Annotated in this window: 22 protein-coding genes and 1 other RNA gene; 11 read left to right on the forward strand and 12 right to left on the reverse strand. The window is 62.0% G+C overall.

Annotation, left to right across the window (positions count from 1 at the left end; translation table 11 throughout):
- Window positions 1-39: 39 nt before the first annotated feature.
- The 4 genes from F6S08_RS30810 to F6S08_RS30825 all read right to left on the reverse strand — a co-directional run bounded on the left by F6S08_RS30810 (window position 40) and on the right by F6S08_RS30825 (window position 4,408).
- Window positions 40-1,257 (reverse strand): 2-octaprenyl-3-methyl-6-methoxy-1,4-benzoquinol hydroxylase, encoded by a 1,218-nt coding sequence (locus tag F6S08_RS30810; RefSeq protein ID WP_315872753.1) that lies wholly within the window; start codon window positions 1,255-1,257, stop codon window positions 40-42.
- Between the two features lie 61 nt (window positions 1,258-1,318).
- Window positions 1,319-2,506: a 2-octaprenyl-6-methoxyphenyl hydroxylase gene (gene ubiH, locus F6S08_RS30815; RefSeq protein WP_065948761.1), complete on the reverse strand. Its 1,188-nt coding sequence runs from the start codon at window positions 2,504-2,506 to the stop codon at window positions 1,319-1,321.
- Entirely contained in the window at window positions 2,503-3,825 is a 1,323-nt protein-coding gene (pepP, locus tag F6S08_RS30820) for a Xaa-Pro aminopeptidase (RefSeq protein WP_315872732.1), read from the reverse strand. Before pepP ends, ubiH begins: the two co-directional genes overlap by 4 nt.
- 25 nt (window positions 3,826-3,850) lie before the next feature.
- Entirely contained in the window at window positions 3,851-4,408 is a 558-nt protein-coding gene (locus F6S08_RS30825) for a YecA family protein (protein WP_315872733.1), read from the reverse strand.
- A gap of 139 nt (window positions 4,409-4,547) precedes the next feature.
- Here F6S08_RS30825 and F6S08_RS30830 point away from each other — a divergent pair, with 139 nt between their 5' ends.
- The 4 genes from F6S08_RS30830 (at window position 4,548) to F6S08_RS30845 (ending at window position 5,968) form a co-directional block, all read left to right on the forward strand.
- Window positions 4,548-4,757, forward strand: a complete 210-nt coding sequence (locus F6S08_RS30830) for a TIGR02449 family protein (RefSeq protein WP_007982902.1) — start codon at window positions 4,548-4,550, stop codon at window positions 4,755-4,757.
- A complete protein-coding gene (locus tag F6S08_RS30835) occupies window positions 4,754-5,071 on the forward strand; it encodes a cell division protein ZapA (RefSeq protein WP_027608375.1) in 318 nt (105 codons plus the stop codon). Before F6S08_RS30830 ends, F6S08_RS30835 begins: the two co-directional genes overlap by 4 nt.
- Window positions 5,072-5,101: 30 nt before the next feature.
- A non-coding RNA gene (gene ssrS, locus F6S08_RS30840) (6S RNA) lies at window positions 5,102-5,280 on the forward strand.
- A gap of 58 nt (window positions 5,281-5,338) precedes the next feature.
- Window positions 5,339-5,968, forward strand: coding sequence for a 5-formyltetrahydrofolate cyclo-ligase (locus F6S08_RS30845; RefSeq protein ID WP_065948759.1), 630 nt, complete (start codon window positions 5,339-5,341; stop codon window positions 5,966-5,968).
- 7 nt (window positions 5,969-5,975) lie between these two features.
- Here F6S08_RS30845 and F6S08_RS30850 read toward each other — a convergent pair whose 3' ends face one another.
- Window positions 5,976-6,197: a hypothetical protein gene (locus tag F6S08_RS30850; protein WP_162556796.1), complete on the reverse strand. Its 222-nt coding sequence runs from the start codon at window positions 6,195-6,197 to the stop codon at window positions 5,976-5,978.
- A 121-nt stretch (window positions 6,198-6,318) separates the two neighbouring features.
- Here F6S08_RS30850 and F6S08_RS30855 point away from each other — a divergent pair, with 121 nt between their 5' ends.
- The 4 genes from F6S08_RS30855 (at window position 6,319) to F6S08_RS30870 (ending at window position 11,702) form a co-directional block, all read left to right on the forward strand.
- Complete coding sequence (locus F6S08_RS30855; RefSeq protein WP_065948758.1) at window positions 6,319-6,768, forward strand: EVE domain-containing protein; 450 nt, start codon at window positions 6,319-6,321, stop codon at window positions 6,766-6,768.
- 136 nt (window positions 6,769-6,904) lie between these two features.
- Window positions 6,905-7,870: an HlyD family secretion protein gene (locus F6S08_RS30860; protein ID WP_027608372.1), complete on the forward strand. Its 966-nt coding sequence runs from the start codon at window positions 6,905-6,907 to the stop codon at window positions 7,868-7,870.
- Window positions 7,867-10,584, forward strand: a complete 2,718-nt coding sequence (gene rbbA, locus F6S08_RS30865) for a ribosome-associated ATPase/putative transporter RbbA (protein ID WP_315872734.1) — start codon at window positions 7,867-7,869, stop codon at window positions 10,582-10,584. Before F6S08_RS30860 ends, rbbA begins: the two co-directional genes overlap by 4 nt.
- Window positions 10,584-11,702: an ABC transporter permease gene (locus tag F6S08_RS30870; protein ID WP_315872735.1), complete on the forward strand. Its 1,119-nt coding sequence runs from the start codon at window positions 10,584-10,586 to the stop codon at window positions 11,700-11,702. The genes rbbA and F6S08_RS30870 overlap by 1 nt, the downstream gene beginning before the upstream one ends.
- Window positions 11,703-11,794: 92 nt before the next feature.
- Here F6S08_RS30870 and F6S08_RS30875 read toward each other — a convergent pair whose 3' ends face one another.
- Window positions 11,795-12,202 carry a flagellar basal body-associated protein FliL gene (locus tag F6S08_RS30875; RefSeq protein ID WP_027608369.1) on the reverse strand — a complete coding sequence of 136 codons (408 nt, stop codon included), beginning with the start codon at window positions 12,200-12,202 and terminating at the stop codon, window positions 11,795-11,797.
- Window positions 12,203-12,352: 150 nt separating this feature from the next.
- Between F6S08_RS30875 and F6S08_RS30880 the strand changes: the two genes are divergently transcribed.
- Both F6S08_RS30880 and glpT read left to right on the forward strand, forming a co-directional pair.
- Entirely contained in the window at window positions 12,353-13,330 is a 978-nt protein-coding gene (locus F6S08_RS30880; RefSeq protein ID WP_074847936.1) for an NADPH:quinone oxidoreductase family protein, read from the forward strand.
- A 230-nt stretch (window positions 13,331-13,560) separates the two neighbouring features.
- Entirely contained in the window at window positions 13,561-14,898 is a 1,338-nt protein-coding gene (gene glpT / locus F6S08_RS30885) for a glycerol-3-phosphate transporter (protein WP_065926651.1), read from the forward strand.
- Here glpT and F6S08_RS30890 read toward each other — a convergent pair.
- Window positions 14,895-15,548, reverse strand: a complete 654-nt coding sequence (locus tag F6S08_RS30890) for a gamma-glutamylcyclotransferase (protein WP_065926652.1) — start codon at window positions 15,546-15,548, stop codon at window positions 14,895-14,897. The two genes, glpT and F6S08_RS30890, sit on opposite strands and share 4 nt — an antisense overlap.
- A 27-nt stretch (window positions 15,549-15,575) precedes the next feature.
- Window positions 15,576-17,963 (reverse strand): TonB-dependent receptor, encoded by a 2,388-nt coding sequence (locus F6S08_RS30895; protein ID WP_315872736.1) that lies wholly within the window; start codon window positions 17,961-17,963, stop codon window positions 15,576-15,578.
- Between the two features lie 329 nt (window positions 17,964-18,292).
- Here F6S08_RS30895 and F6S08_RS30900 point away from each other — a divergent pair, with 329 nt between their 5' ends.
- On the forward strand, window positions 18,293-18,775 hold the full coding sequence (locus tag F6S08_RS30900; protein WP_315872737.1) for a sn-glycerol-3-phosphate transporter: 483 nt from the start codon (window positions 18,293-18,295) through the stop codon (window positions 18,773-18,775).
- A gap of 34 nt (window positions 18,776-18,809) precedes the next feature.
- Here the strand turns inward: F6S08_RS30900 and F6S08_RS30905 are convergent, their stop codons facing one another.
- The 4 genes from F6S08_RS30905 to trxA form a co-directional block, all read right to left on the reverse strand.
- Entirely contained in the window at window positions 18,810-19,778 is a 969-nt protein-coding gene (locus F6S08_RS30905) for a CDP-6-deoxy-delta-3,4-glucoseen reductase (RefSeq protein ID WP_065926655.1), read from the reverse strand.
- The gene (gene ubiD, locus F6S08_RS30910; RefSeq protein ID WP_027608362.1) at window positions 19,778-21,244 is read right to left on the reverse strand and encodes a 4-hydroxy-3-polyprenylbenzoate decarboxylase; all 1,467 of its coding nucleotides are present in this window, start codon (window positions 21,242-21,244) and stop codon (window positions 19,778-19,780) included. The genes F6S08_RS30905 and ubiD overlap by 1 nt, the downstream gene beginning before the upstream one ends.
- Window positions 21,245-21,401: 157 nt before the next feature.
- A complete protein-coding gene (gene rho, locus F6S08_RS30915) occupies window positions 21,402-22,661 on the reverse strand; it encodes a transcription termination factor Rho (RefSeq protein ID WP_003176825.1) in 1,260 nt (419 codons plus the stop codon).
- Between the two features lie 234 nt (window positions 22,662-22,895).
- The gene (trxA, locus tag F6S08_RS30920) at window positions 22,896-23,225 is read right to left on the reverse strand and encodes a thioredoxin TrxA (RefSeq protein WP_015886460.1); all 330 of its coding nucleotides are present in this window, start codon (window positions 23,223-23,225) and stop codon (window positions 22,896-22,898) included.
- Between the last annotated feature and the right edge of the window lie 63 nt (window positions 23,226-23,288).

The raw sequence follows: 23,288 nt of genomic DNA on the forward strand, positions 1-23,288 counted from the left end.
ACGCTCGGCGGAGCCGTTACCAAATGTTGCACAAACCTGTCAGGGCTTGGCCAGGTCCGGCAGATCCCCGCTCAACCCGAGGGCCTGGCGCACAAACACGGCCTTGGCTTCGGGCATCTGGTCGACCATCTTCAACCCGGCATTACGCAACCAGCGCAGCGGCAGTTGATCGGCCTGGAACAGGCGCTCAAAGCCTTCCATCGCCGCCATCAGGGCCAGGTTATGGGGCATTCGTCGGCGCTCGTAACGGCTGAGCACCTTCACATCGGCCAGACGTTCACCGCGCTCGGTGGCCGACAACAACACTTCGGCCAGCACCGCCGCATCGAGGAAACCCAGGTTGACGCCCTGCCCGGCCAATGGATGGATGACATGGGCGGCGTCGCCGATCAATGCCAGGCCCTCGGCCACATAGCGTTTGGCGTGGCGCTGACGCAAGGGTACGCACACACGCGGATCGGCGCTGACCACGCTACCGAGGCGCCCTTCAAAGGCGCGCTCCAGTTCACGGCAGAAGCTTTCATTATCCAGCGCCATCAGGCGTTCGGATTCAACCGGCGTAGTCGACCAGACGATCGAGCACCAATCTTGCTGCCCGTCCCGCTCCAGCGGCAAAAACGCCAGCGGGCCGGTGTCGGTAAAGCGTTGCCAGGCCGTGCGCTGGTGCGGCTGGCTGCTGCGCACGCTGGTAACGATGGCGTTATGCAGGTAGTCCCATTCACGGGTCGCGGTGCCGGTCAGGCGGCGCACGGCGGAGTTGGCGCCATCGGCGGCCACCACCAGCGGCGCGCGCAATGTGCGGCCATCGGCCAGGGTCAGCAGCCAGTCATCGCCGGAACGGCGCATCTGCTCCAGGCGCGCATTCGCCAGCAGGCCCAGGTCGCAGTCGTGCAGACGCTCGAGCAAGGCATCCTGGACCACACGGTTCTCGACGATATGCCCGAGCACTTCGGCATGCACACTGGCCGCCGAAAAGTGAATCTGCCCGGTGCCGCTGCCGTCCCACACCTGCATCTCGCCGTACGGGCTGGCGCGTCGTTCAACGATGCCATCCCACACACCGAGGCGCTCGAGGATGCGCTGGCTGGCCGCCGACAAGGCACTCACACGGGGTTCGAAGGCCGCCGCGCGGTCGAACGGCTTGACGCTCAGCGGGCTGCCGTCGAGCAGCAACACTTGCAGGCCGCTGCCTTGCAATGCCAGCGCCAGGGCGCTTCCGACCATTCCGGCCCCGACAATCAGCACATCTGCGCGCATGTCCATGCTTTAAGCCTGTCTCGCTGGCGGCTTGCACCGCACGTAAAAGGATTGATAAGTCTCACGCATCGGGACGGGTACCCAGGCCCATGGCCTGACGGGCGAACCAACGCTTGGCCGGTGGCAGCAGGTCCAGGCCCAGCAGGCCCATATTGCGGCCCAGGGCGACCAGCGGTTGCGCGCTGCCAAACAGCCGCGTGACCTGGTCGGAGAAACCCACGGTCAACTTCTGATCCATGCGCTGACGCTCGCGATAAGCCTGCAACGTCGCCAGGTCGCCCGGCACCGCCGGCCCGGCCAGCAAGGCCTCGGCCAAGGCGTGCGCATCACGCAGGGACAGGTTGAACCCCTGCCCGGCAATCGGGTGCAGGCTGTGGGCGGCATTGCCGAGGATCGCCAGGTGCGAGCGCACTTGCTCTTCGGCTTCCACCAGGGTCAACGGATACAGATGACGGGCGCCGACTTGCTTGAGGGTGCCCAGGCGGTAGCCGAACACGCCCTGCAACTCGCTCAGGAAGCTGCGTTCATCGAGACTGGCCAGGCGCTGTGCGTCCATGCCGATACGGGTCCATACCAGTGCGCAACGGTTGTCCGGCAGCGGCAGCAGGGCCATCGGGCCTTCATCGGTGAAACGCTCGAACGCTTCGCCGTTGTGGGCTTCGCTCGGGGTGATGTTGGCGATCAGCGCGCTCTGGTTGTACGGACGGGTTTTCACGCCAATGCCCAGTTGCTCGCGCAGGCCGGAGCGGCCGCCGTCGGCGAGCACCGCGAGGTCGCATTCCAGCACGGTTTCATCGTTGAGGGTCAGGCGGTAGCCATCGGGCAGCGGCTCCATGCGTGTGACTTCCGCCGGGCAGCGCCAACTCACCACGTCCTTGTCCAGGCCTTGCCACAGGCATTGACCGAGCCAGGCGTTTTCCACCACGTAACCGAGGGCTGGCACGCCCTCCTCCATGGCGGACAGTCGCGCGGTGGAGAAGCGCCCACGGTCCGACACATGGATCTGCTTGATCGGCTCGGCGCGGCGCGAGATCTGCTGCCACAGGCCCAGGCGCTGATAAATCTGCCGGGCGCCGTAGGACAGCGCCGAAGACCGCGCATCGTAGCTCGGCTGGTAGCTGTCGCCGGGCGCGAAGGGTTCGATCAGCACGATCTTCCAGCCACGCGCCTTGGCACCGGCCTGCAACGCAAGCGCCAGGCTCGCGCCCACCAGGCCGCCGCCGATAATCGCCAGGTTGACCCGGCTCATCGGGCGGCCGCCATCAGGGCTTCGATTTCAACGACGCTCTTGGGGGCGCCGCCGGTCAGGATTACACAGCCTTGCTTGGTCACCACCACGTCGTCCTCGATGCGCACGCCAATGCCACGCCATTTCTTCGCTACGGTCTGGTTATCCGGCGAGATGTAGATGCCTGGCTCCACGGTCAGTGCCATGCCGACTTCCAGCACTCGCCATTCGCCACCCACCTTGTACTCGCCGACGTCATGCACATCCATCCCCAGCCAATGGCCAGCGCGATGCATATAAAAGGGTTTGTAGGCTTCACTGGCGATCAGTTCGTCGACGTCGCCCTTCAGCAACCCCAGACTCACCAGCCCGGCAGTGATGACCTGCACCGTCGCCTCGTGGGCCTGGTTCCAATGCTTGTTCGGCGCGATCTCGGCAAAGGCGGCCTCCTGGGAAGCCAGCACGATTTCATAGATCGCCTTCTGTTCCGGCGAAAATTTGCCATTGACCGGCCAGGTGCGCGTGATGTCGCTGGCGTAGCAGTCGATTTCGCAACCGGCATCGATCAGCACCAGGTCACCATCCTTGAGCACGGCGTCATTCTGCTGGTAATGCAGGATGCAGCTGTTGCGCCCGGTGGCGACGATGGAGCCATAGGCCGGCATCTTCGCGCCGCCCTTGCGGAATTCGTAATCCAGCTCGGCTTCCAGGCTGAACTCATGCAAGCCGGCGCGACTGGCCTGCATGGCCTTCACATGGGCCGCGCAGGAAATGCGCGCTGCCTCGCGCATCACCTTCACTTCCGCCGCCGATTTATACAGGCGCATGTCGTGGAGCAGATGATCCAGGGCAACAAACTCGTTCGGTGGCTGGGCGCCAAGGTGCGCTTTGGAGCGGATGACGTTGATCCACTCCATCAGGTGCCGATCGAATTCGGCGTTGCTGCCCATGGCCGAATACACCCGGTCGCGGCCTTCGATCAGGCCGGGCAGGATGTCGTCGATATCGGTGATGGGGAAGGCATCGTCGGCGCCAAAGTCACGGATGGCGCCTTCGGTACCGGCACGCAGGCCGTCCCACAATTCGCGCTCGGCATTGCGTTCGCGGCAGAACAGCACGTACTCGCCATGCTGGCGACCGGGCATCAGCACGATCACCGCTTCCGGCTCGGGGAAACCGCTCAAGTACTGGAAGTCGCTGTCCTGGCGATAGACGTGCTCCACATCGCGATTGCGGATCGCCACGGCGGCAGCCGGCAGGATCGCGATGCTGTTGGGTTCCATCTGCGCCATGAGCGCCTTGCGACGCCGGGTGTATTCCGCTTTGGGGATATGGATCATGGGCAGATTGGCTTCCTTTCTCTATTTAGTGCAGCGAAGGCTTGGGTGCAGCAGGCTCAGCGGACTTCTTGGTCTCGGTGAACAGCAGCAACGGCGCGACGCGCAGGTATTCCATGACTTCCATGTAGTCGCCTTCGCCGTCTTCGGACTCTTCCAGGGCTTCTTGCACCTGGGAGATGGCCGCCAGGTCCTGCAGCACTTCCTTGGCGTCGGTGCTCAGTTCCAGGCCGCTGGCGTTCACGCCGAAACCGTGGAGGAAGCCCTGGCACCATTGGCCGAGTGCGGCGGCGCGCTCAGTGAGAGGTGCATCGTCGGTCGGCAGCAGCAGGACCACGGTGACGTCATCACCGGTCAGCTCGCCCTTGACCATCTCTTGCAGGCCGATCAGCGCGTTACGCACGTTGTCGGTCGGTTCGGTTTCCAGCAGCTCGGCCACATCGGCCAGCCAGTTGTCGGCATCAAAGCCAACACCGGTGCAACTGCGGCCGAGCAGCACGCCATGCAGCTCGGCAGGCGAGCAAGGATGACCGCTGGTGCTCAGCAGTTTGGAAAAAGCATCGTACGGGGAGTTCTGAATGGGCATGGTGAGCTAGGCGCCAGACGGCGCAATGTCTAGAATGGAGCGCTGTATCCTAGCACCGGCAGACGTACCAAGACTATCGAGGGCGTCAGATCGTTTATCCTGCAGTTGCCATTCATCAGACAAAATCCAGTGGAACCCAATGGAAGACACCGACCTGCAAGCGCTGATGGCCAGACTCGAATTGCTAATTACTCGGGTCGAGCAACTTAAGAGTCAAAACGGACTCCTATTAGCTCAGGAAAAGACCTGGCGCGAGGAACGCGCTCACCTCATTGAAAAAAACGAAATCGCCCGGCGTAAGGTCGAATCGATGATTTCGCGCCTGAAGGCCCTGGAGCAAGACTCATGAGTTCAAGCAATAGCGTCACCGTGCAGATCCTCGACAAAGAATATTCGATCATCTGTCCCCAGGAAGAGCGCAACAACCTGGTGAGCGCCGCCCGCTACCTGGACGGCAAGATGCGCGAAATCCGCAGCAGCGGCAAAGTCATTGGTGCCGACCGCATCGCCGTAATGGCCGCCCTGAACATTACCCACGACCTGCTGCATAAGCAGGAGCGCCCTGACGTACAGGCCAGCGGCTCGACACGTGAGCAGGTGCGCGACCTGCTCGAACGCGTGGACCTGGTGCTTTCCAGCGACACAGAGCAACCCAAGGGCTGATTGCCGCGACTGTTTAAGGTATACTCGCCCCACTCCCTGGCGTGCTTGCCAGTCGGCGATGTCCCGGAGCCGATTCGCACTACCCTGGAAGTTGCACGTTGGGCTGGTGTGCATGTCCGCTAGACGGAAAGCCTTAAAGCCTACTGCTTCTTCCACCTTGAACTTTCGGGTTCAAGGGCTGAGTCGACAGCGGCTCTGTCGGGGAGCCTGAATTCCAGAACTCAATGCCAGTCCCCGGACTGGCATTGTTTTATGAGCCGAAAAACCATGAACGAACCTGCGCCGCTTTCCCGTCCGCACCTTCGACGCATGTTGCGCAAAGCCCGCCGCGCCCTCACGCCGAGCGAGCAGCGCCAGGCCGCCCATGGCCTGTATCGGCAACTGGCACAGCACCCGCTGTTTCGCCGGGCCAAACATATTTCCCTGTATCTACCGACGGACGGTGAAATCGATCCGCGCCTGCTGCTGCGCGCCGCCCAGCGCCGGGGCAAGGTCACTTACCTGCCGGTGCTCAGCGCCTGGCCACGGACCAAGATGGTGTTCCAGCGCGTGAAGCCTGGGGAAACGCTGCTGCCCAATCGCTTTCGCATTCTGGAGCCACGGGTCAATGCCAGGCGCCAGCGCAAGGTGTGGGCGCTGGATCTGGTGTTGCTGCCGTTGGTAGGGTTCGATGATGCCGGTGGCCGCCTGGGCATGGGCGGCGGTTTCTACGACCGCAGCCTCGCCTACCTGGCGCGTCGCCAGGGCTGGCGCAAGCCGACACTGCTGGGCCTGGCCCATGAATGTCAGAAGGTCGATCGATTGGCACAGGCCAGCTGGGATGTGCCGTTGGCTGGCACCGTTACCGACAGGCAGTGGTATGTCGCAGAAACGCCGCAGGAAGCTACGGCGCCTTGAAGAAGGGTCAGCGCTTGAAGGGTTGCGGCTGCTGCTGAGTCAGTTCAACTGGCGCATCGGTCTTGTTCGACCACAAGCTTTGCGCATACCCGGTGGTCACGACGCCCAGACCAAACAAAATCACCAATATCCATAGTAAATCCGGTTTACGTTGCATCGATTGCCCCCCTTCAGGCATCTCGTACACGATGACAACAACGTTCCAAGTAGTCCGTTGCAGCTGCGTCAAGCTTAAAATCCCGGCATTCTGCGATAACGTGAACCAACACGCAAACCTTGACGCCAACCGACTGTCGGTTTGTCATCAAATTGCCTGACAACTTGCCCACTGCTTTTTCAGGAGCGCAAAAATGGCCTACTGGCTGATGAAATCCGAGCCCGAAGAACTCTCCATCAACGGCCTGGAAACGCTGGGCGAAGCGCGCTGGGACGGGGTCCGCAACTACCAGGCACGCAACTTTCTGCGCGCCATGGCAGTGGGTGACCAGTTTTTCTTCTACCACTCCAGTTGCCCCGAGCCCGGCATTGCCGGCATCGGCAAGATCATCGCGGCCGCCTATCCGGACCCTACCGCACTGGAGCCGGACAGCCACTACTTCGACGCCAAGGCCACCCCGGAGAAAAACCCGTGGAGCGCGATCAATGTCGCGCACGTCCAGACCTTTCCCAAGGTGCTGGGCCTGGGCTACCTGAAACAGCAAACCGCCCTCGCCGAATTGCCCCTGGTACAAAAAGGCAGTCGCTTGTCCGTGATGCCGGTCACGGCAGAGCAATGGGCGGCGGTGCTGGCACTGCGCTGACCAGAACCCTGCGGTCACGCTCCCGGCGCATGCATCTGCACCTGAACCGGGTTAGGCTTGCGCTTCATTTGACCGGCATCAACGCCCCTCGGGCTGCCTCGGTCAAACTAGGACGCTAACGCCGCAGGATGCACCCATGTCGATCACGCCCCGCTCCTCCCACCTGTTTGCCGCTTTGTTGATTGCCTTGTTGCTCGCCGCCGGCGGCTTCGGTTACTGGAAGTCCACCCAGGATCGCCTGCCCGAAGGCTTGGGCATGGGCAACGGTCGACTGGAGTCCACCGAAGTGCAGATCGCCGCCAAGATCCCCGGTCGCCTGGCCGAGGTGCGGGTGGATGAAGGTGACAAGGTGCTCAAGGGCCAGTTGCTGGCGCGCATGGACACCCGCACCCTGGAAGCCCAGCGCGCCCAGGCCGAAGCCGAAGTGCTGCGCGCCAGGGAAAACTTCGCCGCCGCCGAGGCCAATGTGCAACTGCGTCAAAGCGAGCAACTGCTGGCCAACCAGGAACTCAAGCGTACCCAGGAACTGTACAAGCGCGGCTTTGCCAGCAGCCAGTTGATCGACCAGCAACAGGCCCGCCAGAACACCGGCAACGCCGCCGTGATCGCCGCGCAAGCCCAGGTCAATTCGGTCAAGGCCGCCATCGGTGCCGCCCAGGCCCAGGTCGCCCAGTTGACCAGCGAAATCGATGACAGCAGCTTGCGCGCGCCCATCGACGGCATTATCCAACTGCGCCTGGCCGAGCCCGGCGAGGTCCTCGGTGCCGGCGGGCGCGTGCTGTTGCTGATCGACCCGGAGGATCAGTACATGAACCTCTACCTGCCCGCCTCCGTCACCGGTCGCCTGACGGTTGGCAGCGACGCACGCATCCTGCTCGATGCCCTGCCCCAGCAACCGTTGCCGGCCAAGATCAGCTTTGTTGCCGCCAAGTCGCAGTTCACCCCCAAGGAAGTGGAAACCCGCGACGAACGCCAGAAACTGGTGTTTCGCGTCAAGCTGCGCCTGACCCAACCCAGCGCCGTACCCCAGGCCAAACCGGGGATGCCCGGCGCCGGCTACGTGCGCATGGCTGACATCGACTGGCCGGCCAACCTGCAATGACCGGCCTGGCGCTGCACGCCACCGCCATCAACCACCGTTACGGCAAGCAGCAGGCCTTGATCGACATCGCCTTCAGCCTGCCCACCGGCACCCGCTGCGGACTGATCGGCCCGGATGGGGCGGGCAAGTCGAGCCTGTTGGGGTTGATCGCCGGGGTTAAAAGGCTCCAGGACGGCCAACTGGAGGTGCTCGGCGGCTCCATCGCCGACCGTCGTCACCGCAACAGCCTGTACCCGCGCATCGCCTTCATGCCCCAGGGCCTGGGCGGCAACCTGTACCCCGAACTGTCCATCAGCGAAAACATCCGCTTCTTCGCCACGCTGTTCGGCCTGTCCAAAGCCGACTGCGACCAGCGCATGCACAACCTGCTGCTGGCCACCGACCTCGCGCGCTTCGCCGAGCGGCCGGCCGGCAAGCTCTCCGGCGGCATGAAGCAGAAGCTCGGCCTGTGCTGCGCGCTGATCCACGACCCGGACTTGTTGATCCTCGACGAACCCACCACCGGCGTCGACCCGCTGTCGCGGCGGCGCTTCTGGGAACTGGTCGAGACCGTACGCAGCGAGCGCCCGCAACTGACGCTGCTGGTAGCCACCGCCTACATGGAAGAAGCCGAACAATTCGAACATTGCCTGATGCTCGACCGTGGCAAGCTGATCGCCGACGGGCTCAGCAGCGAACTGGCGGCAGCGACCCCCAGCGGCAAACTGGATGAGGCCTTCACCCACTTTCAGGGCGACAGCGCCCACGACAACCAACCACTGATGATCCCGCCAAGGGAAAACGCCAACACCGATATCGCCATCGAGGCCCACGACCTGACCCTGCGCTTCGGCGACTTCACGGCGGTGAACAAGGTCAGCTTTGCCATCGGCCGTGGCGAGATCTTCGGCTTCCTCGGCTCCAACGGTTGCGGCAAGACCACCACGATGAAAGTCCTCACCGGGCTGATGCCGGCCACCGAAGGCAGCGCCACGCTGCTGGGCAACCCGGTAAACGCCAAGGACCTGGCCACCCGCAAGCGCGTAGGGTTCATGTCGCAAAGCTTCTCGCTGTATGGCGAGCTGAGCGTGCGCCAGAACCTGGTGTTGCACGCGCAACTGTTCGATTTGCCCAAGGCCGACAGCGGCCCGCGCATCGATGAGCTGATCAAGCGTTTCGACCTCGGTGAGGTGGCCGAGCAGCCCTCCGGGGAGCTGCCCCTCGGCCTGCGCCAACGCTTGTCATTGGCCGTGGCGGTGCTGCATCGGCCGGAAGTGTTGATCCTCGATGAGCCCACCTCGGGCGTCGACCCGGCAGCCCGGGATGATTTCTGGCGACTGTTGATCGAGTTGTCCCGTGAACAAGGGGTAACTATCTTCCTGTCTACCCACTTCATGAATGAAGCCCAGCGCTGCGACCGCATCTCCTTGATGCATGCCGGCAAGGTACTGGCCTGCGACACACCGGATGCACTGCAACGGCAGTTCAACGGCGACACCCTGGAAGCCGCGTTCGTCACCTGCCTTGAGCAAGCCCAAGGCGATGCCGAACCCGCCACGTCGGCCAAAACCGTCAGCGAAACCCATGCGCCGCCCATCAGCAAGCGCGGTTTCAGCCTGTCTCGCCTGCTGGCCGTGGCCAGCCGCGAAGGCAAGGAACTGCTGCGCGACAAAGTACGCATGGCCTTCGCCCTGCTCGGTGCGATGTTCATGATGGTGATCTTCGGCTACGGCATTTCCCTGGACGTGGAAAACCTCGCCTTCGCCGTCTACGACCAGGACCAGACGCCACAAAGCCGCGCCTATCTGGAAGCCTTCCGCAGCTCGCGCTACTTCGCCGAGCAGGCGCCGATCCAGGACGCCCCCGAATTACACCGACGCCTGCAACGCTCGGAAATCAAACTGGCCCTGGAGATCCCGCCCGGCTTTGGTCGCGATCTCTATGCCGGGCGCCAACCCACCGTGGCCGCGTGGCTCGATGGCGGCATGCCGTTTCGTGCGGAAACCAGCCGCAACTATGTGGAGGCGGTGCACCAAGGCAACCTGCAGCAACTGGCCGAACTGAGCAGCCTGCCGCGCAGCGCCCAGGCAGCCGCCAAACTGGAAACCCGTTTTCGCTATAACCAGGACGTGGTCAGCGTGAATGCCATCGGCCCCGGCGTGATGGCACTGATCCTGGCGTTTATCCCGGCGATGCTCACCGCCCTGGGCATCGTGCGCGAGAAAGAACTGGGTTCGATCACCAACTTCTACGCCACACCCCTGACGCGCCTGGAATTCCTGCTCGGTAAACAGGCGCCTTACCTGGCCGTGAGCCTGGTCAACCTGGCGCTGCTGGTGGCGATGAATCGCTGGCTGTTCGGTGTGCCGTTCAAGGGCAGCGGCCTGACGCTGGCATTTGGCGGGCTGCTGTATGTGCTGGCCACCACCAGCATGGGCCTGCTGATTTCCGCGTTCACCCGTACCCAGATCGCGGCGATCCTCGGCACCATGATCATCACCAGCCTGCCAACCATCCAGTTTTCCGGGCTGATCGTGCCGCGCTCGTCCCTGGAAGGCGCCGCCGCCTTGATGGGCGCACTGTTTCCGGCCGGGCACTTTTTGGATATTGCCGTGGGTACCTTCACCAAGGCCCTGGACCTGCGCCAGTTGTGGCCGCAATGCCTGGCGCTGTTCGGCTTCTTTATCGGGTTCACCGGGTTGAGCCTGGTCATGCTCAAGAAGCAGGAGGCCTGATGCACAAGCTCGCACACATCTTCCGGCTGGGCATCAAGGAACTCACCAGCCTGCGCCACGACAGCGTCTTGCTGCTGTTTTTGTTCTACGCCTTCACCGTCGCCATCTACATGCCAGCCGCCGGCTCGGTGATCGGCGTGCACAACGCCAGCGTAGCGTTTGTCGATGAAGACCACAGCGCGCTCTCACGGCAGATGGCCGAGGCGCTGCAACCGCCCGAGTTCCAAGCACCGGCACCGTTGGCCTATGACCAGTTGGACAAGGTGATGGACAGCGGCCAGTACACCTTCGTGATCAACGTACCGGCCAACTTCCAGGCCGACCTGTTGGCCGGTCGCCAGCCTGGCGTGCAGGTGAACGTCGATGCCACGGCGATGAGCCAGGCGTTCATGGGCGCGGGCTATATCGGACGGATCTTCCAGCGCGAATTGCTCAACTACAGCGGGCAAACCGACGCCACCCGCCAGGCGCCCGCGCTGCTCACGACCCGAGCACTGTTCAACACCAACCTGGAGGGCGGCTGGTTCCTGGCCGTGATCCAGATCGTCAACAACATCACCATCCTGGCCATCTTGCTCACCGGCACCGCGCTGTTGCGCGAGCGCGAGCACGGCACCCTCGACCACCTGCTGGTACTGCCGCTGACCGCACTGGAAATCATGCTGGCGAAAATCTGGAGCAATATGCTGGTGGTGGTGCTGTGCACCTGGCTGTCGCTGGAGGTGGTGGTCAAAGGGCTGCTCGGCGTGCCGCTGGCCGGGTCGCTGGGGTTGTTCCTGTTTGTGACTGCCCTGTATCTGTTTGCCAGTACGGCACTGGGGATCTTCCTCGCCACCCTCGCCCGCTCGACGCCGCAGTTCGGCTTGCTGGCGATTCCGGTGATTATCCCGATGCTGCTGTTGTCAGGCGGCAGCACGCCGCTGGACAGCATGCCCGAGTGGTTGCAGTGGGTGATGCAGGGCTCGCCGTCGACGCACTTTGTGAGCCTGAGCGCAGCGATTTTGTTTCGCGACGCGGGGGTGAGTGTGGTGTGGCCGGACTTGCTGGCGCTGGCGGGGATCGGGCTGTTGTTTTTTGCGGTGGCGTTGGCGCGGTTCAGGAAGAGCCTGGCTTCCTGACGAAGCCCCCGTAGCAGCTGCCGAGCGCAAGCGAGGCAGCTGCTACGGGGTTTGCGCGGTTTTGGATAAGGCGGTATCTACGGGGCAGCGCGTTACTGAATGATCAGGTTATTGAACAGCAGATCTTCCACCATGGGCTTGCCCGTCTCGTCGTTCATCACTTGCTGGGTTTGCTTGAGGGCTTCCTGGCGCAGCTTCTCCTTACCGTCGACCGTGCTCATGGCCTCGTTGGTCTGCTGGGTGAACAGCGCGACCAACTGGTTACGGATCAATGCGTCGTTGGCCTTGACCGCTTTGGCGGCTTCTTCGCCGGTCACGCGCAGGGCGATGTCGGCCTTGAACACTTTGAGCTTGGCTGTGCCATCCAGGCCGTAGTTACCCACGAACGGTGGGCTCAGGCTGATGTAACTGACCTTCGGCGCCTCGCCTTCTTTGGCTTCTTCGGCCTGGGCTGCCATCGGCAAGGTCAGGGCCAGCATCAATAGGATCCACGCTTTCACAGTTCATTCCTCACATTCGGTTGCCGGGTAGCATAACGCTAGCAAGGCAGAGCACAAGCTTATGGCGACTTATCAGGGCCGAGCATGCTCGTTGACCCACAGGCCTACCCTCCTACACTTATCGGCCACGACACCAAAAGGAATAGCCCGATGAAAGCTGTGCTGTGCAAAGCCTTCGGCCCCGCCGAAACCCTGGTGCTGGAAGACGTCGCGAGCCCCACGATCAAGAAGAACGAAATCCTGCTCGACGTGCATGCCGCCGGGGTCAACTTCCCCGACACCCTGATCATCGAGGGCAAATACCAGTTCAAGCCACCCTTCCCGTTCTCGCCGGGTGGCGAGGCGTCGGGGGTGGTCAGCGAAGTGGGGGAAAAGGTCAGCCACCTGAAAGTCGGCGACCGGGTCATGGCGCTCACTGGCTGGGGCAGCTTCGCCGAACAGGTCGCGGTGCCAGGCTACAACGTGCTGCCGATTCCGCCGAGCATGGACTTCAACACCGCCGCTGCCTTCAGCATGACCTACGGCACCTCCATGCACGCGCTCAAACAACGCGCCAACCTGCAACCCGGCGAAACCCTGCTGGTCCTCGGCGCTTCCGGCGGCGTGGGCCTGGCCGCCGTGGAAATCGGCAAGGCCATGGGCGCGCGGGTGATCGCCGCCGCGAGCAGCGCCGACAAACTCGCCGTGGCCAAGGCCGCCGGCGCCGATGAGTTGATCAACTACAACGAAGCCAACCTCAAGGACGAGATCAAGCGCCTGACCGACGGCAACGGCGCCGATGTGATCTACGACCCGGTGGGCGGCGACCTGTTTGACCAAGCCATTCGCGCGATTGCCTGGAACGGCCGCCTGCTGGTGGTGGGTTTTGCCAGCGGGCGCATCCCGGAACTGCCGGTGAACCTGGCGCTGCTCAAGGGCGCAGCGGTGGTCGGGGTGTTCTGGGGCTCGTTCGCCCAGCGCCAGCCCCAGGACAATGCGGCGAACTTCCAGCAACTGTTCACTTGGTTCGGTGAGGGCAAGCTCAAGCCGTTGGTGTCGCAGGTGTATCCGCTGGAGCAGGCTGCCCAGGCGATCAATGACCTCGGCCAGCGCAAGGCCGTCGGCAAGGTCGTCGTCCAGACCCGCTAACCGACCTGAAATGCAATCAAATGTGGGAGGGGGCTTGTCCCCTCCCACCTTTGATCTCCTGCGGTCTTAAAATCGATAACGACCCACACTTATCCATTTACGACATGTTCATAAGAGAACATGCAATTGCTCTCATTTCCTGTGTTTGCGCATAAGAGGCAATGCTATTTTCGGTAACGAAACTGTAACATTCGCATCCGCAGTCAAAACAAGAAATCTGGAGCTCTTGAATGTTTGCTTTCTTTCGTCCTGCCGCACACCAGGCGCCCCTGCCTGAAGAAAAAATCGACAGTACCTATCGACGGCTGCGCTGGCAGATCTTCGCCGGTATTTTCTTCGGTTATGCCGGGTACTACCTGCTGCGCAAAAACTTCTCCCTGGCCATGCCCTACCTGATCGACGAGGGTTACACCCGCGGTGAGCTGGGCCTGGCGATGTCGGCGATCGCGATCGCCTACGGCCTGTCCAAGTTCCTCATGGGCCTGGTGTCCGACCGTTCCAACCCGCGCTACTTCCTGCCCTTCGGCCTGCTGGTTTCAGCGGGGGTGATGTTCATTTTCGGTTTCGCACCTTGGGCAACGTCCAGTGTGACCATGATGTTCATTTTGCTGTTCATCAACGGCTGGGCCCAGGGCATGGGCTGGCCGCCCAGCGGCCGGACCATGGTGCACTGGTGGTCGCAGAAAGAACGCGGCGGCGTGGTGTCGGTGTGGAACGTGGCGCACAACGTCGGCGGCGGCCTGATCGGCCCGTTGTTCCTGCTGGGCATGGCCTGGTTCAACGACTGGCATGCGGCGTTCTATGTACCGGCCACGGTGGCCTTGGCGGTGGCGGCGTTTGCCTTCATCACCATGCGCGACACCCCGCAATCGGTGGGCCTGCCGCCGATCGAGCAGTACAAGAATGATTACCCGGAAGGCTACGACGCCAGCCACGAAGACGAATTCAGCGCCAAGGAAATCTTCGTCAAGTACGTGCTGCGCAACAAAATGCTCTGGTACATCGCCTTCGCCAACGTGTTCGTCTACCTGCTGCGTTACGGCGTATTGGATTGGGCACCGACCTACCTCAAGGAAGCCAAGCACTTCACGGTGGATAAATCGTCCTGGGCGTACTTCTTCTACGAGTGGGCAGGTATTCCGGGCACGCTGTTGTGCGGCTGGATGTCGGACAAGATCTTCCGTGGCAACCGTGGCCTGACCGGCATCGTGTTCATGGCGCTGGTGACCGTGGCGACCCTGGTGTACTGGCTCAACCCGCCGGGCAACCCGATGGTCGACATGATCGCGCTGTTCTCGATCGGCTTTTTGATCTACGGCCCGGTGATGCTGATCGGCCTGCAGGCGCTGGAACTGGCACCGAAGAAAGCCGCCGGTACGGCTGCGGGCTTCACCGGTCTGTTCGGCTACCTGGGCGGTTCGGTGGCAGCCAGTGCGGCCATGGGCTACACCGTGGACCATTTCGGCTGGGACGGTGGTTTCGTGCTGCTGATCGGCGCATGCCTGCTGGCCATCGCGTTCCTGATCCCAACGCTGTGGCACACCAACAGCGTCAGCTCGGCGCGTTAATCGCCTGAGCAATCCTTGGCACAACGCTTGAGCCGCGCCTCCAGATTCTTGTCTGGCATGGCGTGGCTACGCAGGGCGTTGACGGTCTGCTCGACGTAATCGCGAGTAGTGCCGTAACGCCCGCAAGCGCTTTGCAGCACATGGTTCAGCACGATATCCGGCAAGTTGCCGGCGTAGCTGGGCAAGTGCCGCTCCAACACAAACCCCAACGCCTGTACCTGACTGCCATCTTCAAGACGGCAACTGAGCCAGTGCGGCCGGTAGGACGGGTAAGGCATCTCGCGCTGCCACAAGGCGTAAAGCGAAGCCTCCAGTTGATCTTCCGGCAAGCGATAGGCAAAGCCGCTGCACGAGCCTCCGCGATCCAGGCCAAAGACCAGGCCCGGCAACTCCGGCGTGCCCCGATGCTCGTGGGACCACAGGTACAGACCCCGGTGATAACCGTGGACCCGTGCCCGCACCCGCTCAGTCGACGAACATTCCGGGCGCCAAATCAGCGAACCATACGCAAATAGCCAGACCGGGCCACCCTTGTGCCGGCCCATGGTGGCCTGCATCGAGCTCATTAACTGTTCGTGAGTGAGTTGCGGCCCCAGATCGAGCCGCGGAGGGTAAGCCAATTGCAGAAGATCGGATTCAATGGCGGTCATGGCGAAAAGCGGTACGCCTCCTGTGTGTTACCAGTTGTAAGCAACTTTACCGTAATAAAACGCGCCGCTGTAACCGTACGGCGAAAAAGTGCTATAGGCCAGATTGCCACCACTGCTGGCGAAGGCGTTGACCTTCTCCGGGTATTTATCGGTGACGTTGTCGCCGCCCAGGGTGAAGGTCCAATTCTTCAGCCTGTAGTCCGCCGACAGGTCCAGCACCCAGGCCGCCTTGAAGATCTGGTCGTTGACCTTGTCCGCCTGGTAGCTGGTGAATTCACCATAGCGCACCAGGTTGCTGTGCAGGGCCCAATGGCCGTAAGTGAAGTCGTTACCCAGGCTCAGCTTGTGCTGCGGCGTGGTATCGCCCAGCAAACCGATGCGCTCGCGGCGGTCCACGCGCACCAGGTTCGCGCCCAGGCTGTCGAGGATGGCCGGGTTGGCCTTCACATCCGTCACCTTGGTGTGGTTGTAGTTGTAGCCCACGGTGCTGTTCCAGCGGATGCCGCTGTCGAACTGATAGCGATAGTTGGCGACCAGGTCGACGCCGTCGGTGCTGGTGTCGGTGGCGTTAGTGAAGTAGCGGGCGGTGGTGTAGTCGATATTGCCGACACCGTTGGCCTGCAAATAGGCGCGCGTCGCCGCGTTTATGCCGAGGTTGGACGACAGGCTGATACGGTCACGGATGTCGATGCGGTACACATCCACCGTCACCGTCAGGTCATCGGCCGGCTCCAGCACCAGCCCAAGGCTGTAGTTGCGCGACTTCTCGGCCTTGAGGTCTTCGGCGCCGAGTAAACGCGCCACCTGGCTGTTGGCCGGGAAGGTGCCGGCTTCCTGGATGGTGCTGCCGATCAACTGCGATGAGGTGTAGGCAAAGTTCTGCTGGGCCAGGGACGGCGCGCGGAAACCGTTGGAAACACTGCCGCGCACAGCCACCTGCGGGGTGAAGTCATAACGGGCCGACAGCGAGCCGCTGACATTCGAGCCAAAATCGCTGTAGTCCTCATGGCGCACCGCCGCCGAGGCACTGAGTTTTTCGGTGAAGTTGGTTTCCAGGTCCAGGTACTGGGCCCAGTTGTGGCGCGTGCTGGTGCCCGCGTCGGCATCACGGAAACCACCCAGTCCGGAACTGCCGGTCTGGAAGTAGGAGGCCGGCTCGCCCGCCTCGATTTCATAACCCTGGTGCAGGTATTCACCGCCAAACGCCACGGACACCGGGTAAGGCAGCCAGCCCACGTCGAACTCGCGGGACAGGTCCAGGCTGACTTGCTTCTGGTCGTTGCTCAGGGTGCCATTGTCGAACTTGTGCGGCGTGGCCAGGCCCAGGGAGGTGTTGATGGTTTCGGTGCTGAGTGCGTACTCGTTCTTGCCATAGTTGGCCGACAGGTCGTAATGCCAGTCGTAGGCCAGCAAACCGCGCAGGCCCACCACCAATGAGGTGTCTTCAAGGTTGCCCTTGATCAGCGGCAGGTAACCGTTGGGGTTGAGCGCCGGGATGTTGTTGGACGCATTACTCGCCCGGTAGAACGCCGCCGTCTCGCCGCGCCGCTTGCTGTAGCCGCCGAAGGTGTAGAACTCGGCCGCATCGTTGAAGGAATATTCGGAGTTGAACTGGAACTTGCCTTCATTGGTGGCCGGCTCACCCTGGCGGAACACCTGCTGGCCGTAAGTGGTAGAGCCAACGCTGCCAGGCCGGAAGTCTTTACCGGCACGGTTGGTGTAATCGTTATCGGCCCCTTCGGCCGACAGGTTGATAAAACCGTTGTCGCCCAGTGCCAGGCCGGTATTGCCGCTGACATTGCGCTGGATACCATCGCCCTTCTTGTATTCGCCGAACTTGGTGGAGATCGAACCGCCATGGTCGGCGTGCTTGAGGATCACGTTGATCACCCCGGCAATCGCATCCGAGCCGTAGCGGGCGGACGCACCGTCACGCAGCACTTCGATATGGTCCACCGCCGACAGCGGGATCGCGTTCAGGTCCGCCGGTGCCGACCCACGGCCCACCGCACCGCCCAGGTTGACGAAGGCACTGGTGTGGCGGCGCTTGCCGTTGACCAGCACCAGCACCTGATCGGGTGACAGGCCGCGCAACTGCGCAGGGCGCACCAGTTCGGCACCATCCACCAGGCTTGGGCGCGGGAAGTTGATCGACGGAATCAGGCGCGCCAGCACCGCCCCCAACTCATCAGAGCCCGTGCTGCGCAGGCTATCGCCGGAAATCACATCGATCGGAGACAGCGAAGCACTGGCGGTACGCTCCTGGGCGCGGGTGCCGGTGACGATCACGGTGTCGAGTTTGGGTGCATCGGTGGCGGGCGCTTCGGCCGCCAGGACAGGATTGAAGCCCACAGCGGCCAGCAAATTAGCCGACAAAATCGCTGTGTACAGCGCGTGTTGCGTGTAGCTCCCCATACCGCTCCCCTTTGAATCAAGAATCAGAACGTCAGTGTTCTGAGTTCGCAAGATCGATCCGGCTGGCGGGCGGTGGCGGTCAGTTAATGGTTATTGGAAGAAAATCGGTAGTCCGTTGAGATATAGCTTAAAGATATTTATGTAACAAATTAAATACCTTTAAAGCATAAGCGAATGCATAAGCCCGACGCCCTTTCGTCAGGATTGCACAGGGCAATCCGGCTACTTTCAGCCCCGGTTCAGCCTGGGAGCACGCCAAGCCGTCAAACTGGCGCGCACGTTCACGACCCACCTAGCCGCCCATCAAACCGCCTATCGAGGTCGCACCCATGAAGAAATTTCGACTGCCTGGCCTGCTGTTCCTGGCCCAGGCCACCACCGCACTGGCTGGCGAAACACCGCCTGCCGAGGACGACAAAGGCTTCTGGTACGCGCAGACCAGCGTCTATACCCGGCACTTCGCGCCGGACAAAGACCACAACAACAACCAGGACCTGATCGGCCTGGAGCGCAATGAGGCATCAGGATTGGTGTATGGCGGGGCGACGTTTCGCAACTCGTTCAGCCAGCGCTCTTACTACGCCTATGCAGGTAAGCGCTATGAGATGACCGACTCTGCGGTGTACCTGAAGGTCACAGGCGGGGCGATCCAGGGCTATCGCGGCAAATACCGTGACAAGATCCCCCTGAACCGTTTCGGCGTGGCGCCGGTGATCATCCCGTCGGTAGGCACCCATTACGGGCCGGTGGCAGCGGAACTGGTGCTGCTGGGGTTCAATGCGGCAATGGTCACGACCGGAGTGCGATTCTGAGCGAGCGCAAGCCCCGCTCCACAGTTCGGTTGCGTCAGGGCCGCGGGGCGTAGGCGAATACGTCGGCGCGCATCTGGTGCGCATCCATGCCGGCATCGACCAGTGCATCCAGCGTGCCGTAGATCATCGCCGGTGAACCGCTGGCGTAGACATGCACCGCCTTGAGGTCGGCAATGTCTTCGCACACCGCTTCATGCAGCAGGCCGCAGCGCCCTTCCCAGCCACACAGGTCGCTGACCACCTTGTGCAGGAACAGGTTGGGCAGTTGCAACCATTGGTCCCAGTGCTCGATCTCGTAGAAATCTTCCGGGCGACGCACGCCCCAGTACAGGTGCACCGGGTGCTTGAAGCCGGACGCGCGGCAATGCTCGATCAGGCTGTGCATCTGCGCCATGCCGGTCCCGGCGGCGATCAGCACCAATGGCCCGTCCGGCAGCTCGGCCAGGTGGGTGTCGCCAAAGGGCAGCTCGATGCGCGCCATCTGGTTGCGCTGCAATTGCTCCAGCAAGTTGCGTGCGCTGTCCTCGCGGGCCAGTACATGCAGTTCCAGCTCGCGACCGGCGTGGGGCGCCGACGCCAGGGAAAATGCCGACTTCTCGCCATTCTCCCGCTCGATCATCAGGTATTGCCCGGCGTGGTAGCGCACCGCCTTGCCGGCCGGGGCCCGCAGGCGCACACGCCACACATCGCCGCCCACTTCCACGCACTCGCTCAATTGGCACGACAACTTGCGCAACGGCAACTCTCCCGGCGCCAGCACGCCATCCCACAACACAACGCAATCTTCCAGCGGCTCGGCGATGCAGGTGTAGAACTCGCCATGGTCGCGCACTTCACCGGCTTGCTGCACCCGGCCCTCCACCAGCAGTGCGGCGCACACGTGGCACACGCCATTGCGACACGCCTGGGGGCATTCGTAGCCCAGGCGGCGCGCGCCTTCGAGGATTCGCTCGCCGGGGACCAGCTCCAGCACGGCGCCGGAAGGTTGCAGGGTTACACGCATCAATCTATTCCCAATTCTTTCCAAATCGCATCGACACGTGCCGTGACGGCCTCATCCTTGACGATCACCCGGCCCCATTCGCGGGTCGTTTCACCCGGCCATTTGTGGGTAGCGTCCAGGCCCATCTTCGAGCCCAGCCCCGACACCGGCGACGCGAAGTCGAGGTAGTCGATCGGCGTGTTATCGATCATCACCGTGTCGCGCTTGGGGTCCATGCGCGTGGTGATGGCCCAGATCACATCGTTCCAGTCCCGGGCATTGATGTCGTCGTCGGTAACGATAACGAACTTGGTGTACATGAACTGTCGCAAAAACGACCACACACCCAGCATGACCCGCTTGGCATGGCCCGGGTACGACTTCTTCATGGTCACGATGGCCATGCGATACGAACAGCCTTCCGGCGGCAGGTAGAAGTCGGTGATTTCCGGGAATTGCTTCTGCAGGATCGGCACGAACACTTCGTTCAGCGCCACCCCCAGAATCGCCGGCTCATCTGGCGGACGGCCGGTGTAGGTGCTGTGGTAGATCGGCTTGATCCGATGGGTGATGCGCTCGACGGTGAACACCGGGAAGCTGTCGACTTCGTTGTAATAGCCGGTGTGGTCGCCGTACGGGCCTTCATCGGCCATCTCGCCGGGGTGAATCACGCCTTCGAGGATGATTTCAGCGGTGGCCGGCACTTGCAGGTCATTGCCACGGCACTTCACCAGTTCGGTGCGGTTGCCACGCAACAGGCCGGCGAAGGCGTATTCGGACAGGCTGTCGGGCACCGGGGTCACGGCGCCGAGGATGGTCGCAGGGTCGGCGCCCAGGGCCACAGACACCGGGAACGGCTTGCCGGGGTGCTTCTCGCACCATTCACGGAAGTCCAAGGCACCGCCACGGTGGCTCAGCCAACGCATGATCACCTTGTTGCGGCCGATCACTTGCTGGCGGTAGATCCCCAGGTTCTGGCGGTCCTTGTTCGGGCCCTTGGTGACGGTCAGGCCCCAGGTGATCAGCGGGCCGACGTCGCCGGGCCAGCAGGTTTGCACGGGGAGCATGGCGAGGTCGACGTCATCCCCTTCGATGACCACTTCCTGGCACACCGCGTCCTTGACCACCTTGGGTGCCATGGCAATGATCTTGCGGAAGATCGGCAGCTTCGACCAGGCATCCTTCAAGCCCTTGGGCGGCTCGGGTTCCTTGAGGAACGCCAGCAGCTTGCCGATCTCGCGCAATTCGCTGACCGCCTCGGCGCCCATGCCAAAGGCCACACGCTCGGGGGTACCGAACAGGTTGCCGAGCACCGGTATGTCAAAACCGGTCGGGTTCTCGAACAGCAGCGCCGGGCCCTTGTTACGCAAGGTGCGGTCGCAAATCTCAGTCATTTCCAGCACCGGTGAAATCGGCATCTGGATACGTTTCAACTCTCCGCGCTGCTCAAGTTGCTGCACGAAATCCCGAAGATCCTTGAATTTCATTAACCATGCCACCCGTAAAATAGGCGTACATCCTACCTGCTCTGAGGGCTGCTGGCAGCTTATCGAGGTGCATTTGGCCGTTGCAGGGACCGAAAAACCGACACAAAAAAAATGGCGCCCCTGGGGGCGCCATTTTTTCGGACCTGAAACGTCGTTATTACTTACGTTTCATCGACAGGAAGAACTCGTCGTTGGTCTTGGTGGTTTTCAACTTGTCGATCAGGAACTCGATGGCTGCCACTTCGTCCATCGGGTGCAGCAGCTTGCGCAGGATCCACATGCGCTGCAGTTCGTCGTCGGCGGTCAGCAACTCTTCGCGGCGGGTGCCGGAGCGGTTGATGTTGATCGCCGGGAACACGCGTTTTTCCGCGATGCGACGGTCCAGGGGCAGTTCCATGTTGCCGGTACCCTTGAACTCTTCGTAGATCACTTCGTCCATCTTCGAACCGGTTTCAACCAGTGCGGTGGCGATAATGGTCAGCGAGCCGCCTTCTTCGATGTTCCGCGCGGCGCCGAAGAAACGCTTCGGTTTCTCCAGGGCGTGGGCATCGACACCACCGGTGAGGACCTTGCCGGAGCTCGGGATCACGGTGTTGTAGGCACGGGCCAGACGGGTGATGGAGTCGAGCAGGATCACCACATCCTTCTTGTGTTCGACCAGGCGCTTGGCCTTCTCGATCACCATTTCGGCAACCTGCACGTGGCGGGTCGGCGGCTCATCGAACGTCGAGGCAACCACTTCGCCGCGCACGGTGCGCTGCATTTCGGTGACTTCTTCCGGACGCTCATCGATCAGCAATACGATCAGGTGAACTTCAGGATTGTTACGTGCGATGTTCGCTGCAATGTTCTGCAGCATGATCGTCTTACCGGCTTTCGGCGGTGCGACGATCAGGCCACGCTGGCCTTTGCCGATCGGGGCGCACAGGTCGATCACGCGACCGGTCAGGTCTTCGGTGGAACCGTTACCGGCTTCCATCTTCATGCGCACGGTCGGGAACAGCGGCGTCAGGTTCTCGAAGAGAATCTTGTTTTTCGCGTTCTCGGGACGATCGAAGTTGATCGTGTCGACCTTGAGCAGGGCGAAGTAACGCTCGCCTTCCTTCGGTGGGCGGATCTTGCCAACGATGGTGTCACCGGTGCGCAAGTTGAAGCGACGGATCTGGCTCGGCGAGACATAGATGTCGTCTGGGCCGGCGAGATAGGAGGCGTCTGCAGAGCGGAGGAAGCCGAAGCCGTCCTGGAGAATCTCCAGCACGCCATCACCGGAGATTTCCTCGCCGCTTTTCGCGTGCTTTTTCAGCAGGGAGAAAATCACGTCCTGCTTGCGCGAACGGGCCATATTTTCTATGCCCATTTCTTCGGCCAGTTGGAGCAGGTCGGTAATCGGCTTTTGCTTGAGTTCAGTCAGATTCATATAGGAATGACGTAATCATTTATGGAGGGGGGGAAATTAAGCTTTTGGCTTAATGAGGCCGCGCCGCGGAGAAGGCGACAGGATCGCGTACTAATCGAAAAGGAATGCGTCGGCGACGGCTTGCAGGGGGCAGTGGAGAAACCAGTGCGGGGCCGAATGTACCACCTGAGTTTCGGAGCGTCTAGCCCTGTTTCACGAAAAAGCCCCGCTATTTGCGGGGCTTTTTGACGACGCTTAGATGTTGGCGTCGAGGAAAGCTTGCAGCTGGGACTTCGACAGCGCACCCACCTTGGTGGCCTCGACGTTGCCGTTCTTGAACAGCATCAGCGTAGGAATACCGCGCACGCCATGCTTGGCCGGGGTTTCCTGGTTGTCGTCGATGTTCAGCTTGGCAATGGTCAGCTTGCCTTCGTAGGTGGTTGCAATGTCGTCCAGGACCGGAGCGATCATTTTGCAAGGGCCGCACCATTCAGCCCAGTAGTCAACCAGCACCGGGCCAGCAGCCTTGAGTACTTCGGCCTCAAAGGTCGCGTCGGTGACGTGCTTGATAAGATCGTTGCTCATGGATGTCTCCGGATTGTAAGCAAAAAAAACGTTGCCCATCATAGCCGCCCTTCCCCCGTTCAG

This window comes from Pseudomonas sp. JV449 (assembly GCF_032424295.1).
GTDB lineage: Bacteria > Pseudomonadota > Gammaproteobacteria > Pseudomonadales > Pseudomonadaceae > Aquipseudomonas > Aquipseudomonas marginalis.

Excerpts from the sequence above, each read along its gene's own strand:
- glpT (WP_065926651.1), top strand. The coding sequence starts at position 13,561 with ATGTTTGCTTTCTTTCGTCCTGCCGCACACCAGGCGCCCCTGCCTGAA.
- rbbA (WP_315872734.1), top strand. The coding sequence starts at position 7,867 with ATGACCGGCCTGGCGCTGCACGCCACCGCCATCAACCACCGTTACGGC.
- F6S08_RS30860 (WP_027608372.1), top strand. The coding sequence starts at position 6,905 with ATGTCGATCACGCCCCGCTCCTCCCACCTGTTTGCCGCTTTGTTGATT.
- F6S08_RS30900 (WP_315872737.1), top strand. The coding sequence starts at position 18,293 with ATGAAGAAATTTCGACTGCCTGGCCTGCTGTTCCTGGCCCAGGCCACC.
- F6S08_RS30905 (WP_065926655.1), bottom strand. The coding sequence starts at position 19,778 with ATGCGTGTAACCCTGCAACCTTCCGGCGCCGTGCTGGAGCTGGTCCCC.
- F6S08_RS30890 (WP_065926652.1), bottom strand. The coding sequence starts at position 15,548 with ATGACCGCCATTGAATCCGATCTTCTGCAATTGGCTTACCCTCCGCGG.
- F6S08_RS30825 (WP_315872733.1), bottom strand. The coding sequence starts at position 4,408 with ATGCCCATTCAGAACTCCCCGTACGATGCTTTTTCCAAACTGCTGAGC.
- F6S08_RS30835 (WP_027608375.1), top strand. The coding sequence starts at position 4,754 with ATGAGTTCAAGCAATAGCGTCACCGTGCAGATCCTCGACAAAGAATAT.
- rho (WP_003176825.1), bottom strand. The coding sequence starts at position 22,661 with ATGAATCTGACTGAACTCAAGCAAAAGCCGATTACCGACCTGCTCCAA.
- F6S08_RS30880 (WP_074847936.1), top strand. The coding sequence starts at position 12,353 with ATGAAAGCTGTGCTGTGCAAAGCCTTCGGCCCCGCCGAAACCCTGGTG.
- F6S08_RS30845 (WP_065948759.1), top strand. The coding sequence starts at position 5,339 with ATGAACGAACCTGCGCCGCTTTCCCGTCCGCACCTTCGACGCATGTTG.
- trxA (WP_015886460.1), bottom strand. The coding sequence starts at position 23,225 with ATGAGCAACGATCTTATCAAGCACGTCACCGACGCGACCTTTGAGGCC.
- pepP (WP_315872732.1), bottom strand. The coding sequence starts at position 3,825 with ATGATCCATATCCCCAAAGCGGAATACACCCGGCGTCGCAAGGCGCTC.
- F6S08_RS30855 (WP_065948758.1), top strand. The coding sequence starts at position 6,319 with ATGGCCTACTGGCTGATGAAATCCGAGCCCGAAGAACTCTCCATCAAC.
- F6S08_RS30895 (WP_315872736.1), bottom strand. The coding sequence starts at position 17,963 with ATGGGGAGCTACACGCAACACGCGCTGTACACAGCGATTTTGTCGGCT.
- F6S08_RS30830 (WP_007982902.1), top strand. The coding sequence starts at position 4,548 with ATGGAAGACACCGACCTGCAAGCGCTGATGGCCAGACTCGAATTGCTA.
- F6S08_RS30870 (WP_315872735.1), top strand. The coding sequence starts at position 10,584 with ATGCACAAGCTCGCACACATCTTCCGGCTGGGCATCAAGGAACTCACC.
- ubiH (WP_065948761.1), bottom strand. The coding sequence starts at position 2,506 with ATGAGCCGGGTCAACCTGGCGATTATCGGCGGCGGCCTGGTGGGCGCG.
- ubiD (WP_027608362.1), bottom strand. The coding sequence starts at position 21,244 with ATGAAATTCAAGGATCTTCGGGATTTCGTGCAGCAACTTGAGCAGCGC.
- F6S08_RS30810 (WP_315872753.1), bottom strand. The coding sequence starts at position 1,257 with ATGCGCGCAGATGTGCTGATTGTCGGGGCCGGAATGGTCGGAAGCGCC.